Origin of the sequence: Streptomyces sp. NBC_00442, from assembly GCF_036014195.1 — a bacterium.
GTDB lineage: Bacteria > Actinomycetota > Actinomycetes > Streptomycetales > Streptomycetaceae > Streptomyces.
Window position 1 is genome coordinate 3,993,932 of sequence record NZ_CP107918.1, and the last position, 13,960, is coordinate 4,007,891.

The following is a 13,960-nucleotide window of genomic DNA, read 5'->3' on the forward strand; positions in this document are numbered from 1 at the left end:
AACCCGCCCGAGCTGCGGTTCCGTAGAAAGATACGAACTACGGAACCCAGGAAGATCGCGGCTTCATGTTTTCAACGCCTGGCCGAAATAAGCCGGTTGGCGATGTACTCCTCGGACAAGCCGCATCAACGAACGGGGAAAGTCTTGTCCGAGAAGCTGCCTGGCCGTCAGATCGAGATCTCCTGGCCCGACCTGGGCATTACGGTCACCGCCGACCTCGACGACCGCAACCCGGCACTCGCGGATGCCCTCTGGGATTCGCTGCCCTACCAGAGCCTTCAGGGGCACGCGCTCATCGCGGGCGAGCACCTCTACCACGTATCGCCGATACCCGCCCTGCTGCACACCCCGCACGACCTGCGCATCCCCGACCGGCGTGAGGCGCCCAACGGCACGGTGTTCTGCTCGGGGCTGCAGCACCTGGGCATCAAGTACGGCACGCTGACCGAGCCGATGCCCGCCACCCCCGTCGGCCAGGTGCGGGAGGCCGACATGCCCGCGCTGCTGGAGGCGGGGGCCGCGATCTGGGAGGCGGTCTACTCCACGAAGAAGCAGATCGTCGCCGAGGTCCGCCGCGCCGGCGAGCAGGGCGGCCACAGCATTCCGGAGCTGCCCGCCGCCCACGCGGACGCCGCCCGCCTGATCGCCGACATCCACGCCGAGACCGAGAAGATCTGGCTGGAGGCGCCCGTCGAGCTCGACGGCCTCCACCGGGGCGTCATCCCCTCGCAGGCCGGCAACTTCGGCACCGTCCTGCCCACCCTGCTCTTCGTCAACGGCGAGACCCGGCCGCTGGGTTACGCGGCGTACGGCGGGATCGTGCGCGGCGCCGTCCAGGGCATGGAGCTGGACTCCCTCAAGCACATGACCCGCCTCACCGTCGGCGTCCCCGCCGAATTCCTCGGCTACTGCGGCCTGGAGAAGCTGTGGGCGTTCACCCAGCGCTTCCTCGACGTGCTGGACGACCTCGACCGTGACGACTTCTACGCCGTCGCCAGCCAGATGGCGCTCTACATCAACTGCCTCGGCGGCTGGAACCTCCAGCTCTACCCGTGGGAGACCGGCGACCACCTGCGCCAGCAGGTCGCCTAGGCGGTGCGGCCATGTCCGGAGCGGACCCGCGCCCCGGGGCCCTCTCACGTGAACCCACACCCCAGGAGAAGATCTTGAGCGCCCTGCCCTCCCGCGCCGACGCCGTCGTCATCGGCGGGGGAGTCATCGGAACGTCCGCCGCCCATCACCTCGCCGAAGCCGGCGTCGACACCGTGCTGCTGGAACGCGCGGGCCTCGGCGGCGGAGCGTCCGCGCACACGGCCGGCATGGTCCGTACGTACTTCCCGGGCGATCCCCGCACCGGCGGTATGGCCGTGCGGAGCCTGAACGCCTACCACGAGTTCGCCCGTCACACCTCGGCCCCGCTGGCCCTCAAGCGGCTCGGGTTCATGGCGCTGTTCACCGAGGAACAGCAGATCGCCGACTTCGAGACGGACCTCCAGGCCCAGCGCGCCGCCGGCGTCGAGGTCGGCCTGATCAGCGCCCGCGAGGCGGCCGAACGCAACCCGCTGGTCAACGAACGCGCCGTCCTGGCCGCCGCCTGGTCACCCCAGGCGTACGACGTGCAAGGCCTCGACATCGTCCGCGGTTACGCCGCGGGCGCCCGCAACCACGGCGCCCGCCTGTTCACCCACACACCCGTCACACGGATCGACGACGACAACACCGTCCACACCCCGCTCGGCAGCATCTCCGCCGGCACCGTGGTGTGCACGGCCGGCCCGTGGTCGGGCGAGGTGGCCTCCATGGCCTCGGTCGACCTGCCGCTGACGCCGCGCTCGATGGAGATGCTGTTCACCGACGAACTGCCCTCTCCACAGGCCGAGTTGCCCATGACGATGCACGCCGCCTCGGGCCTGCGGATCCGTTCGTGGAAGGACCGCGTCCTGCTCGCCATGGGCGCGCCCAAGGCCGACGAGACCCGTGAGGCCTGGCTCGGCCGGATCTACGGCCATCTCGGCACCCTGTTCCCCGCGCTCGACGGGACCGGCCTGCACCGCGCGTGGTCGGGCGACTTCGACGCCAGCCCCAACAACACCGCCTTCATCGGCGCGCACCCCACCCGCCGCTTCCTGTACGCGGCCGGATTCACCGGCGCGGGCCTGTGCCAGGCGCCCGCCGCCGGGGAACAGCTCCGCGACCTGCTGATCGTCAAGTAGTTCCACACCAGGCCACAACAGGAAGGAACGCAGTGATCGTTCTGGGATGTAATGGTTTCAGCCGGGTCTCGGAGTTCTTCTCCGAACGCTTCGGCGCGACCGGCATCAACAAGCACTACCTCTTGGGCCATGACGCCGCGGCCGCACTCCTGGTGGACGGCCGTCTGGTGGCCGCGGTGGAGGAGGAACGCCTCAACCGGGAGAAGAAGACCACCGACTTCCCCGAGAACGCGGTCGACTGGTGCCTGAAGGAGGCCGGGGTCACGTTCGACGACGTGGACCTCTTCGCCTTCCCCTGGAACTGGTCCGCCGAGGTTCTGCGGCAGATCACCGACGGTATCGGCGCATCCCCGCTCCCCGCGGACACGAAGGCCCAACTCGTCGGCAACATGGGCGACTTGTACGAACAGGTCGTCAGCCACGAGGCGATCCTCGCCGACTTCGAGGCCCGCACCGGGTACCGTCCCGACCCCGCCAAGGTCCGCTTCGTACCGCACCACCTGGCGCACGCCACGACCGGCTACTACCTCGCCGGCATGCAGGACGCCGCGTTCCTCGTCAGCGACGGCCGCGCCGAACGCTTCTCGACCCTGACGGGCGAGATCCGCGACGGCCGGATCACCGTCTTCGAGGACACCGTCACGGGCTCCGAGAACTCCATGGGAACCCTGTTCTCCGCCATCACCCGATTCCTCGGCTTCGTCCCCAACAACGACGAGTACAAGGTGATGGGCCTGGCCGGATACACCGGCCCGCCCTCGCCGAACCCGTTCGTCGAGGACCTGCTGCGGCTGCACGACGACGGCCGCTACTCCTTCACCAAGCCGTTGCGGACGGACGACGTGCACAGCCACGACGCCCTGTTCGAGGAGTACTTCGGGCCCTTCGAGGACACCCTCGAATACACCGCCCGTGTCTCGGCGGCCGCGCAGGAGATGCTGAACGTGGCCACCGCCCACCAGGTCGCGCACCTGGGGAAGCGCTCCGACCTCGACCGGCTGCTCTTCGAGGGCGGCGTCGCCCTGAACTGCCTCAACAACACGCCGCTGTTCGAGGGGTCCCGCTTCGAGGACATGCAGGTCAGCTTCGGTGCGTCCGACACCGGCATCACCATCGGCGCCGCCGCGCACGCCTGGCTGAACGATCCCGGCACCGGCCGCGCGGACATAGCCGCCGCGGCCTCGCCCGTCAGCCCGTACGTGGGGCCGTCGTTCGGCGAGGCCGCGATCGAGGAGGCCCTCGCAGGGTTCGCGGACCGGGTGAGCGTGACCCGGCTCGGCGACGACGCCGAGGTGGTCGAGCGCGTGGCGGAGCTGCTGACGGAGAAGGTCGTCATCGGCTGGTTCGACGGGCGCGTCGAGCACGGGCCACGGGCGCTGGGGCATCGCAGCATCCTTGCCAACCCCGGCTTCACCGACATCAAGGACATCATCAACACACGGGTCAAGCACCGCGAGCCGTTCCGTCCGTTCGCCCCGCTCGTCCTGGAGGAGCAGGCGCCGAAGATCTTCGACATGGGGCGCAAGACGAGCTCCCCGTACATGACGTTCGTCTTCCCCGTCCGGGAGGAGTACAGGGACCGCATCCCCGGCGCCGTCCACGTGGACGGCACCTCCCGCATCCAGACCCTGACGGACGAGGGCACCCCGCGGCTCACCGCGCTGCTGCGCAAGTTCATCGAGCTCACCGATGTGCCCTGTCTGATCAACACCTCGTTCAACGTCGCCGGCGAACCCATCGTGTGCACGCCGGCCGATGCCCTGAACTGTTTCCTGGGCACCGAGATCGACTACCTGGTTCTCGGCAACCACCTGGTCACCAAGGCGACCGCGTAGAACACCCGGCGAGCAGGACCCGCCGGCACCCATCAGCACCAGCACAAGGAGCACTCCGTGCCGATCCAGCGCAAGCACACCATGTACCACTCGACCATCCTCGACGCCGACCCGGACACCGTGTGGGCGACCGTGCGTGACGCCATGCAGATCCTGGACATCGTGTCCCCGGGCGACCTGGACATCCACCGGGACGTCACCTGGACCGAGGGCGGCTCGGTCGACACGGTTCCGGCCCGCTACGACTTCAAGCTGACGCTCAACGGCCGCCTCGTGCAGCAGGAGATCGCCGCCCGCGACGAGATCAACCGGACCCAGTCCTACCGGGCCGTCGCCCCCACCAGCGGCGTCGCCCGTTACGAGGCCACCATCCGCGTGTTCGCCATCACCAACGACCCGAACCGCAGCTTCTTCGACTGGTCGCGGGTCCTGGACATAGCCGAGGACGCCGACGAGAAGGTCGTCGAGGCGATCATCGACGTCATGGAGAAGCAGACCGACGCCGTGCGCGACCACTTCGCGAAGACCGCGCAGTGAGTGAGGTGACGACGCTCGTACTGCTGCGGCACGGCGAGACGCTGCTCACCCCCGGGCGGCGGATCTCCGGCAGCGGCGGCACCAACCCGGGACTCTCCCCGGCCGGACGCCGCCAGGCTCTGGCGACGGCCGAGGCCCTCGCCGAGCGCCGCGACATCGAGGCGGTCGTCACCTCACCGATGCGGCGCTGCCGGGAGACCGCTCAGCCCGTGGCAGCGCGCCTCGGGCTGAGCGCCCAGGTCGAGCGGGATCTGCGGGAAGCCGATTTCGGGTCCTGGGAGGGCCTGACCTTCGGGGAGGTCGGCGAGCGCTACCCGGACGACCTGGCCGCGTGGCTGGCCTCGCCCGAGGTGCGCCCCACGGGCGGGGGCGAGACCATGCAGGAGGTCACCTGGCGGGCCACGGCCGTACGCAAGAGCCTCATGGCCCGGTACGCCGGCGCCACGGTCCTGGTCGTCTCCCACGTGGGACCGCTCAGGACCCTGATCCGTCTCGCCCTCCAGGCGCCGCCGCACAGCCTGTTCCGGATGGAAATCGCCGCGGCCTCGCTGTCGACGGTGACGTACGACGCGGACGGCACCGCCACGGTGCGGGTGCTCAACGACACCCACCACGTGGCCTGAATCGAACGCCGCGCGCCGCCGCCGACGAGGTGATCGTCGGCGGCCGCGCCACCGGCCCGATGCCGATTAACACCTGCAAAGCAAGAGCTCGCCTCTCGTGCGACTCTACAAGTTCACCGAGCTGACCAGCCAACTCCTTCATGGGTTCGGTGACTTTCCGCGAAACGGCGGGGCGGATGTACTTGCGCTATTCCCGTTAACAGCTCGTGAACAGGCCCGGAAAGGACAGTGGAGGCCGCTCATGCCGACCCAGATCCCGTCCGGGCGTTCGCCTGCAGGGCTGACCGGAACCCGTCGTGCCAAGTGCGTGGTGTCGGCGAGCCGCCTACCCTTTCGGCCCCAGTCGCGCCGATCTCCCGTGTGTGCCGCACATGCGGGGACTCCCCACAGTCAGTGACAAAGGAGAGACCATGACCGTGCACACGCACGAAACGAGCATCCAGGAGCTGGAGCGCACCTGGCTGGACGAGGCCATCGGCCTCGCCACCACGAGCGTGCAGAACGGCGGCGGGCCGTTCGGTGCACTGATCGCCAAGGGCGGCGAGGTCGTCGCGATCGGGAACAACAACGTCACCTCGCACCTCGACCCCACCGCGCACGGCGAGGTCACCGCGATCCGCGCCGCCTGCCAGAAGCTGGGTTCGTTCTCGCTGGAGGGCTGCACCCTGGTCACGTCCTGCGAGCCCTGCCCGATGTGTCTCTCCTCCGCCCTGTGGGCGCGCGTCGACCGGATCATCTTCGCCGCCGACCGCGACGACGCCGCGGTGGCCGGCTTCGACGACCGCAAGTTCTACGACCTCTTCGAGAAGCGGCCCGCGGAGCTGTGGCCGCTGGTGATCGAGCGCGTGGACATGACGAACCGCACGGCGCCGTTCGACGCGTGGGTCGCCAAGACGGACCGCATCGACTACTGAAAAACCCTTACCGCACATCCCCGGGGTGACCGAAAGGGCCCTCACGCTCGTGTGAGCGTGAGGGCCCTTTCGGTGTTCCCGGTACCTCGGACGCGGTGTCCCCCGGCGATGCAGTGTCCCCCGGCCTCGGACGGGACGGTGGCGGGGGCGGCCCGCCCCCGCCACCGTCGCGCCGTCAGTCGATCTCGTGCTCGAAGGTGCGCAGCAGATCCGCCGCCACGCTCACGGCGATCGTCGCGGGCTCCTTGCCGGTGACGTCGGCCAGTCCGATCGGCGTCTTGATCCGGCCGATGGTGGCCTCGTCGTGGCCGCCCTCGGTGGCGAGCCGCTTGCGGAACCGTACCCACTTGGCCGCCGAGCCGATCAGCCCGATCGACCCGAGGTGGCTGGTGCGCAGGGCGGCGTCGCACAGCGCGGCGTCCTCGGCGTGATCATGGGTCATGATCAGGACGTGGGTGCCGCGCGGCAGCTCTTCGAGGACCTCCTCGGGCAGCAGCGGCGTGTGGTGCACGTGCACCTGCGCCACCGCGTCGCCCAGGACGTCGAGCCGCTCCTCGGCGAGCATGTCGGCGCGGGAGTCGATGAGGTGCAGATCGAGGTCCTGACGGGCCAGGATGCGGGCCAGTTCGAGCCCCACGTGTCCCACGCCGAACAGCGCGACCGCCCGCACCACCGGCAGGGGTTCGAGCAGCACCGAGACGGTCCCGCCGCAGCACTGAACGCCGTGCTGGTTGGTCACCTTGTCGTTCAGGGCGAAGTCGATCAGCTCGGGCTCGGGCTTGGACGCGTCCAGCATCTCCCGGGCCCGGTCGATCGCGACGGCTTCCACGTTGCCGCCACCGATCGATCCCCATGTCCGCCGATGCCCCACCACCAGCTTCGCGCCGGCGTCGCGTGGGGCATGGCCGCGCACGGTCGCGACGGTCACGAGGACGCCGGCTTCCCGGCGTGCCCGCAACCGCCCGACCGCGGCGACCCACGTCATGTCAGGCACCGCTCATCGCCGCAGCGCCGGTCCGGACCTTGCCGTTGGAGGCGTGGCCGTTCACGGCGTTGTCCTGGCGGTCCCGGCCGGTCTCGGAGGCCGCCTTGCGGACCTCCTCGATCGCCCAGTACACCGCTTCCGGCGTCGCGGGCGAGGCCAGATCGACACTGGTCCCGCTCGGCCCGAACGCGGCGGCGGCCTGACGCAGCGCCTCGCGCACCGAGAACGCCAGCATCAGCGGAGGCTCACCCACGGCCTTGGAGCCGTACACGGCGCCCTCTTCGGTGGCGTTCTCCATCAGCGTGACGTTGAACTCCTCGGGCATCTCCGAGAAGCTCGGCAGCTTGTACGTGCTCGCCGCCTGCGTCTGGAGCCGGCCGCGGTGCGGACCGTCGCTGGTGTCCCAGCGCAGGTCCTCCAGGGTCAGCCAGCCGGCGCCCTGCACGAAGCCGCCCTCGACCTGACCGATGTCGATCATCGGGGAGAGGCTGTCGCCGACGTCGTGGACGATGTCCACGCGCCGGACCCGGTACGCGCCGGTGAAGCCGTCCACCTCGACCTCGGTCGCGGCGGCGCCGTTGGCGAAGTACTTGAACGGCGTGCCGCGGAACGTCTTCGCGTCCCAGTGCAGCCCCTCGGTCCGGTAGAAGCCGGCCGCCGACAGCTGCACCCGCTGGAAGTACGCGGCGTGCACCAGGTCGTCCCAGGCCAGCTCCTTGTCGCTGCCGAGGACCCGGGCGACGCCCTCGACGATGCGTACGTCGGAGGGGTTGCCGCCGAGCTGGGTGCCGGCCACCTGGTGCAGCCGCTCGCGCAGCTGCTCACAGGCGTTCTTGATCGCGCCGCCGTTGAGGTCGGCGCCCGAACTCGCCGCGGTGGCCGAGGTGTTGGGCACCTTGTCGGTACGCGTCGGGGCGAGCCGCACCTTGTGCAGCGGGATGCCGAGGGTGGTCGCGGCCACCTGCATCATCTTGGTGTGCAGGCCCTGGCCCATCTCGGTGCCGCCGTGGTTGATCAGGACGGAGCCGTCCTTGTAGATCAGGACCAGCGCGCCGCCCTGGTTGAAGGCGGTGAGGTTGAACGAGATGCCGAACTTGATGCCGGTGATCGCCAGCGCCCGCTTGGTGTGGGGGTGCGCGGCGTTGAAGGCGGCGATCTCGCGCTTGCGGTCGGCGATGCCGCCGTCCTCCTTCACCTGCTCCCAGACGGCGGAGATCCGGTCGGCCTGGGTGACCAGCTGGCCGTACGGCGTGGTCTGGCCGCGGCCCGGCTGGTAGAAGTTGCGCTCGCGCAGCTCCATGGCGTCCATGCCGAGCTGCGGGGCGACGCGGCCCAGGATGTCCTCGATCACCAGCATGCCCTGGGGGCCGCCGAAGCCGCGGAAGGCCGTGTTGGAGACCGTGTTGGTCTTCGCGATGCGGCCGGCGACGCGCGCGTTGGGGATCCAGTACGTGTTGTCGATGTGGCACAGCGCGCGGGCGAGCACCGGCTCCGACAGGTCCAGGCTCCAGCCGCCGTCGGCGGTCAGGGTGGCGTCGAGGGCCTGGATGCGGCCTTCGGCGTCGAACCCGATCTTCCACGAGGAGTGGAAGCCGTGGCGCTTGCCGGACATGGTCAGGTCCTGGGTCCGGTTGAGCCGGAAGCGGACCGGACGGCCGGTGAGCTTGGCGCCGAGCGCGGCGATGGCCGCGAATCCGTGCGGCTGCATCTCCTTGCCGCCGAAGCCGCCGCCCATGCGCAGGCACTGCACGGTGACCTCGTTGGCGGGGATGCCCAGGATGTGGGAGACGATCTCCTGGGTCTCCGAGGGGTGCTGGGTGCTGCTCTGGATGAACAGCTGCCCGTTCTCGTCGACCAAGGCCAGCGCGGCGTGCGTCTCCAGGTAGAAGTGCTCCTGCCCGGAGAAGGTGAACTCGCCGGTGAAGACGTGCGCGGACTCGGCGAAGCCGGCGTCGATGTCACCGGTCTCCATCAGGGGGCGGGCGCCGTGGAAGCTCTCCGCTTCGATGGCTTCCGCGACGGTGACCAGGGCGGGCAGCTCGTCGAGCTCCACCTCGACGGCGGCGGCGCCGAGCCGGGCGGCCTCCAGGGTCTCGCCGAGCACCCAGGCCACCGCGTGGCCGTGGAACATGACCTCGTCGGGGAAGAGCGGCTCGTCGTGCTTCATGCCGGCGTCGTTGACGCCCGGCACGTCGGCGCCGGTCAGGACCCGCACCACGCCGGGCACGGCCAGCGCGGGCTCGGTGCGCAGCGCGGTGATCCTGCCGTGCGCCTTCATGACCTGCACCGGGTAGGCGTGGAGCACGTCCTTGGTGCGGTAGATCAGGTCGTCCGTGTAGAGCGCGGTGCCCGTGACGTGCAGCGTCGCGCTCTCGTGCGGCATGGAGACGCCGACTACGGGCTTCTCCGGGAGTTCGGAAAGATGGCTCATGACGAAACCGCCTCGGTGGTTTGCGCGTACAGCTTGTGCAGGCTCTGGCCGAGCATCGCGGAACGGTAGAGGGAGCTGGCACGGTGATCGCTCATCGGCGTGCCCTCGCCGCGCAGGATTCTCGCCGCGGCGTCGACGGTCTCCGCCGTCCACGGCCGGCCTTCGAGGGCCGCCTCGGTGGCGAGGGAGCGGATCGGGGTCGCGGCCACGCCGCCCAGGCCGATGCGGGCCTTGCGGACGACGCCGTCCTCGATGTCGAGGGCGAAGGCGACGGCGACGCTGGAGATGTCGTCGAAGCGGCGCTTGGCGATCTTGTGGAAGGCGGTGACCTTCGACAGCGGCGTCGGGATGCGGACCGCGCGGATCAGCTCGTCCGGGCGGCGCACGCTCTGCCGGTAGCCGGTGAAGTAGTCGGCCAGCGGCACCTCGCGCTCGCCGTCGGCGTCCGCGAGGACCAGCGACGCCTCGAGGGCGAGCAGGACCGGCGGGCTGTCGCCGATGGGGGAGCCGGTACCGAGGTTGCCGCCGAAGGTCGCGCTGTTGCGGATGAGCCGCGAGGCGAACTGGGGGAACAGCTCCGCGAGCAGCGGGACGCTGCCGTCGAGGCGGCGCTCGATCTCGGTGAGCGCCTGCGCCGCACCGATGAGGATGTGGTCGGACTCGACGCGCAGTTCGCGCAGTTCGGGCAGCCGGTCGATCGCGACGACGAGCTTGTCGCGGCGCGAGCGGATGTTGACCTCGACGCCGTAGTCGGTGCTTCCGGCGACCGGCACCGCGTCGGGGCGCTCGCGCAGCAGACGCGTCGCCTCGGCGAGCGTGTCGGGCCGTACGAAGGAGCCCTCGCCCTGGGTGTACGCGGTGGTCACCGGGGCGGGCGGCGCCTGGTCGCGGCGCTGGGCCAGCGGGTCGTCGTCGGCGGGCTCGCCGACGGCGTACGCGGCGTCGCGGATCGGGCGGTAGCCGGTGCAGCGGCACAGGTTTCCGCTCAGCGAGTGCAGGTCGAAGCCGTTGGGGCCGTGCTCGTGGTCGCCGGACGCGGCCTCGGTCTCGGCCTCGTCGGCCGGCGCCTCGTGCGCGCAGCGGTCGGGACGGTAGTACTCGGACGCCATGCTGCAGATGAAGCCGGGGGTGCAGTATCCGCACTGCGAGCCGCCGCGGACCGCCATCTCCTCCTGCACGGGGTGCAGGGTGGGCGCCGTACCGGCTTCGCCGACGGTCGCCAGGCCCTCGGAGGTGATGACCTCCTGGCCGTCGAGGGCGGCGGCCGGCACCAGGCAGGCGTTGACCGCGACCCAGTCGGTCGGCTTGTTCACACCGGGACGCGCCACCAGGACCGAACACGCGCCGCACTCACCCTCGGCGCAGCCCTCCTTGGAGCCGGTCAGGCCTCGCTCGCGCAGGAAGTCCAGCACCGTGGTGTGGGCGGGCGCCGGAGCGAGAGGGGTTTCTTTCCCATTGACGGTGATACGCGCCGCTACCATCGGGCGTCCTCGTTCCGGCGCATCGTGGAGCGGACTATCTGAGTAGCCATGTCAGGAGCTTTCTCTCTTCGGTGGCGCAACGCTGGAACCCGGAGCGGCGCGACGGAGCGGCGCGCGGCAACGTGCCTGAGCGGCGGGGAAACGTGCCTAAGCGGCGGGGGAGAAGCGAAGGTGCCCGGGGGCCGTGATGATCGGCCAGCCGGGAAGGGGGCTGTTCAGCAGCCGTGTGCTACACGGCCGGGGGCCCAGGCGACCTGGTGGGCGAGGCGAAGAAGTCCGGAGATGGTGGACATCCGGCATCGCCTCCTTCGTATATTTCACCAGGTTCGTTAACTCGAAGTTACGTCGCCCTAGAGCATCGGTCAACCTCTCATTCCCAACCGTTATCGCCGCTGTACCTGGCGAGTGTTTCGTTTGTGGGACGCGTCAGCTTCCGAGCGGGGGCGGGGGAATGGTGGCGGTGTCGAACGTTCCCGTGATGATCGAGGTGGCGAAACCGGTCAGGCCCAGCTGATGGCTGCGGGCATAGCTGCGGAACGCGTGGAACGCCTCGTCCGGTGAGGTCCCCCAGCGCTCGGCGAGGAGGCCCTTGACCTGTTCCACCAGGATGCGGCTGTTGAGCGCGGTCTGGAGCTGCGTCCTCTCGACGTGGGACTGCTCCAGGGTGCGCTGCTGGAGGATCGTGATCGTGGCGACGCTCGCGAGCGCCGTGGCGAGCGCGATGTCGCTCGCGCCGAGGCGGTGGGGCGTCTTCTGGAAGAGGTTGAGCGCGCCGATGTTGCGGTCCCGCAGCCGCAGGGGGATCGCGTGGGTGGCGACGTACCCGGTCTCGCGCGCGCGGGTGGCGAAGCGGGGCCAGCTCGCCGTCGTCCTGGCGCTGGAGAGGTCGATGTTGGTCCTGGCCGTCCCGCTGCGGAAGCACTCCACGCACGGACCCTGGTCGTGCTGGAGGGCGAACAGCTCCAGCAGCCGGGCGTGTTCGTCGGACGCGGCGACGACCTGGAGGTTGCCGAGCGGGTCGACGAGCAGGATGCCGGCCGCGGAGACGTCGAGGAGTTCGACGCACCGGGTGGACAGGCGCTGGAGGAGGTCCAGGACGTCGAAGTCGTCCGTCAGTGAGTCGGCGACCTCGATGAAGATCTCCGTGAGGCGCTGTTCGCGGGCCATGCCGATCATCCCTTTCGAGCGCCGCGCGACTGCGGCCCGTTCGTGTCGTCGTTGAACCGCATCCGTCTGGCCGCCACGGCCCCGCCACGGTGGGGCTCGCGCGCGGTCACCACGCTCAGTACGCACATTCCGAGGCGCGCGTCAGCGCTGGTGATCGTCCTGGCGGAACCATCGGCCCCGGCGTTGACGTGCGTAGCGGCGCCGCCAGCGGTCCTCGCGGTCGCGGTAGTCACGGTAGGAGGCGAATCCGGAATCGTCCCCGCGCCCCCATCCGCCGGATCCGCCCCGCCCGTACCGGAAGAGGCCGAAGAGCAGCACGGCGGCGGCCACCCACCACAGGGCGTTGAGGAACCCGAGACCGAACAGGGCGAGGATGAGGAGAGCGAGCAGCACGATCATGGCGAACCTCCGGTCACGGAACGGATCGACGCGACCGGGGACTGGGGCCTGCCCCAACAGCGTAGTCCTGTGGGGGAGTTGCTGCGACCGCCATCTCCGCCATAGGCCCGCCCCCTCTCACGCCCGCCGCAAAAAGATGTGAGGTCCGGGAGCGGGGGAGTGGGGGCGGGGCCCAGGGGGTCAGGCCTGGTGGGGGACCGGCCCGGGTTTGTTGTTCGATCCCGCTGCGTGGACGGTCTTGGCCAGTTCGGCCGGGTGCGGGGTCGGCGGCGCTCCCGCGGCTGCCGCTTCCCGGCTGAGGAAGGCGCCCAGTTCGCCGATGGTGCTCATCAGGGGTGCGGGGAAGACGACGGTGGTGTTCTTGTCGACGCCTATCTCCACGAGGCTTTGCAGGTTGCGGAGTTGGAGCGCGAGGGGGTGGGCCATCATGGTGTCGGAGGCGTCTCCGAGTGCTGCCGCGGCGAGCGATTCGCCTTCGGCGTTGATGATTTTGGCTCGCTTCTCGCGCTCGGCCTCGGCCTGTCGGGCCATCGCGCGTTTCATGCTGTCGGGCAGTTGGATGTCCTTGAGTTCGACGAGGGTGACCTCGACGCCCCACTCGGCGGTGGCGACGTCGAGGATCTCGCGGATGCCCAGGTTGATGCGGTCGGTCTCCGACAGCGTCTCGTCCAGGGTGTGCTGGCCGACGACCTTGCGCAGGGTGGTCTGCGCGATCTGGTTGATGGCGGCGTTCACGTTCTCGATGGCGATGACGGACTTCACGGCGTCCACGACGCGGAAGTAGGCCACGGCCGACACGTCCACGCTGACGTTGTCGCGGGTGATGATGCCCTGCGACTGGATCGGCATCGTCACGATGCGCAGCGACACCCGGTGCAGTACGTCGACGAGGGGAATGATGGTCCGCAGCCCGGGAGCACGCGTGCCGGCCAGGCGCCCCAGGCGGAAGAGCACTCCCTGTTCGTACTGCTTGACGATCCTGAGGGTCAGGGCCAGTGCCACCAACGCCAGCACGACGATGACGATCACGAGGATGATCAGAAGCTGCATGACGGCGCTCCCGCGGTGAGAGGTGCGAGGTGAGGGGGGGATGACGGCGAGGGCCTGGGCGTCAGGATTCGCGGGGGTGACGAGCTGCGCTCGTCATGCGGGCCGTGGCGGGTCGGGCCGGTGCGTCGGGGCCGCGGCGGCCGGGTCGTCGGGGCCGGCAGCCCGCCGGGTCGCGTCACTACGGGTTCCTCGGACGCCGGGATGGAAGCGGCTGTACCGGTGGAACATGATCCTCTCGGTGTGCTGGGCGTTGAGGAGGTGGATCACGCGTACCGCCACGAGGATCAGAAGCAGCGTGATGACGACGGTCAGGGCCGTGGTCATG

General features: G+C 69.9%; 13 protein-coding genes. 6 read left to right on the forward strand and 7 right to left on the reverse strand.

The genetic code is table 11. The annotated features are described in order from the left end of the window. The first annotated feature begins 144 nt into the window (after nucleotides 1-144). From OG432_RS17965 to OG432_RS17990, 6 genes are all read left to right on the forward strand, one after another. Entirely contained in the window at nucleotides 145-1,092 is a 948-nt protein-coding gene (locus tag OG432_RS17965; RefSeq protein ID WP_328311962.1) for a hypothetical protein, read from the forward strand. 74 nt (nucleotides 1,093-1,166) lie between these two features. Beyond that, entirely contained in the window at nucleotides 1,167-2,213 is a 1,047-nt protein-coding gene (locus OG432_RS17970) for an NAD(P)/FAD-dependent oxidoreductase (protein ID WP_328311963.1), read from the forward strand. A gap of 32 nt (nucleotides 2,214-2,245) precedes the next feature. Further along, the gene (locus tag OG432_RS17975; protein ID WP_328311964.1) at nucleotides 2,246-4,048 is read left to right on the forward strand and encodes a carbamoyltransferase family protein; all 1,803 of its coding nucleotides are present in this window, start codon (nucleotides 2,246-2,248) and stop codon (nucleotides 4,046-4,048) included. 57 nt (nucleotides 4,049-4,105) lie between these two features. Then, on the forward strand, nucleotides 4,106-4,585 hold the full coding sequence (locus OG432_RS17980) for an SRPBCC family protein (RefSeq protein WP_328311965.1): 480 nt from the start codon (nucleotides 4,106-4,108) through the stop codon (nucleotides 4,583-4,585). Beyond that, nucleotides 4,582-5,208 (forward strand): histidine phosphatase family protein, encoded by a 627-nt coding sequence (locus tag OG432_RS17985; protein ID WP_443058406.1) that lies wholly within the window; start codon nucleotides 4,582-4,584, stop codon nucleotides 5,206-5,208. The genes OG432_RS17980 and OG432_RS17985 overlap by 4 nt, the downstream gene beginning before the upstream one ends. A 410-nt stretch (nucleotides 5,209-5,618) precedes the next feature. After that, a complete protein-coding gene (locus tag OG432_RS17990) occupies nucleotides 5,619-6,122 on the forward strand; it encodes a nucleoside deaminase (protein WP_328311966.1) in 504 nt (167 codons plus the stop codon). A gap of 175 nt (nucleotides 6,123-6,297) precedes the next feature. Here OG432_RS17990 and xdhC read toward each other — a convergent pair whose 3' ends face one another. The 7 genes from xdhC to OG432_RS18025 all read right to left on the reverse strand — a co-directional run bounded on the left by xdhC (nucleotide 6,298) and on the right by OG432_RS18025 (nucleotide 13,959). Further along, nucleotides 6,298-7,107 carry a xanthine dehydrogenase accessory protein XdhC gene (xdhC, locus tag OG432_RS17995; protein ID WP_328311967.1) on the reverse strand — a complete coding sequence of 270 codons (810 nt, stop codon included), beginning with the start codon at nucleotides 7,105-7,107 and terminating at the stop codon, nucleotides 6,298-6,300. 1 nt (nucleotide 7,108) lies between these two features. Next, the gene (gene xdhB / locus OG432_RS18000; RefSeq protein ID WP_328311968.1) at nucleotides 7,109-9,538 is read right to left on the reverse strand and encodes a xanthine dehydrogenase molybdopterin binding subunit; all 2,430 of its coding nucleotides are present in this window, start codon (nucleotides 9,536-9,538) and stop codon (nucleotides 7,109-7,111) included. Further along, complete coding sequence (locus OG432_RS18005) at nucleotides 9,535-11,019, reverse strand: xanthine dehydrogenase small subunit (protein WP_328311969.1); 1,485 nt, start codon at nucleotides 11,017-11,019, stop codon at nucleotides 9,535-9,537. The genes xdhB and OG432_RS18005 overlap by 4 nt, the downstream gene beginning before the upstream one ends. A 426-nt stretch (nucleotides 11,020-11,445) precedes the next feature. Further along, nucleotides 11,446-12,195 (reverse strand): GAF domain-containing protein, encoded by a 750-nt coding sequence (locus OG432_RS18010; protein WP_443058407.1) that lies wholly within the window; start codon nucleotides 12,193-12,195, stop codon nucleotides 11,446-11,448. 132 nt (nucleotides 12,196-12,327) lie between these two features. Then, nucleotides 12,328-12,585 (reverse strand): hypothetical protein, encoded by a 258-nt coding sequence (locus tag OG432_RS18015; protein ID WP_328311971.1) that lies wholly within the window; start codon nucleotides 12,583-12,585, stop codon nucleotides 12,328-12,330. A gap of 180 nt (nucleotides 12,586-12,765) precedes the next feature. Then, entirely contained in the window at nucleotides 12,766-13,635 is an 870-nt protein-coding gene (locus tag OG432_RS18020; RefSeq protein ID WP_328311972.1) for a slipin family protein, read from the reverse strand. Nucleotides 13,636-13,728: 93 nt separating this feature from the next. Beyond that, nucleotides 13,729-13,959 (reverse strand): hypothetical protein, encoded by a 231-nt coding sequence (locus OG432_RS18025; protein WP_328311973.1) that lies wholly within the window; start codon nucleotides 13,957-13,959, stop codon nucleotides 13,729-13,731. Nucleotide 13,960: the final 1 nt, after the last annotated feature.

Bases quoted from the DNA above. Each gene is read 5' to 3' on its own strand.
- OG432_RS18010 (WP_443058407.1), bottom strand. From the start codon at position 12,195: ATGATCGGCATGGCCCGCGAACAGCGCCTCACGGAGATCTTCATCGAG.
- xdhB (WP_328311968.1), bottom strand. From the start codon at position 9,538: ATGAGCCATCTTTCCGAACTCCCGGAGAAGCCCGTAGTCGGCGTCTCC.
- OG432_RS18005 (WP_328311969.1), bottom strand. From the start codon at position 11,019: ATGGTAGCGGCGCGTATCACCGTCAATGGGAAAGAAACCCCTCTCGCT.
- OG432_RS18025 (WP_328311973.1), bottom strand. From the start codon at position 13,959: ATGACCACGGCCCTGACCGTCGTCATCACGCTGCTTCTGATCCTCGTG.
- OG432_RS18015 (WP_328311971.1), bottom strand. From the start codon at position 12,585: ATGATCGTGCTGCTCGCTCTCCTCATCCTCGCCCTGTTCGGTCTCGGG.
- xdhC (WP_328311967.1), bottom strand. From the start codon at position 7,107: ATGACGTGGGTCGCCGCGGTCGGGCGGTTGCGGGCACGCCGGGAAGCC.
- OG432_RS18020 (WP_328311972.1), bottom strand. From the start codon at position 13,635: ATGCAGCTTCTGATCATCCTCGTGATCGTCATCGTCGTGCTGGCGTTG.
- OG432_RS17990 (WP_328311966.1), top strand. From the start codon at position 5,619: ATGACCGTGCACACGCACGAAACGAGCATCCAGGAGCTGGAGCGCACC.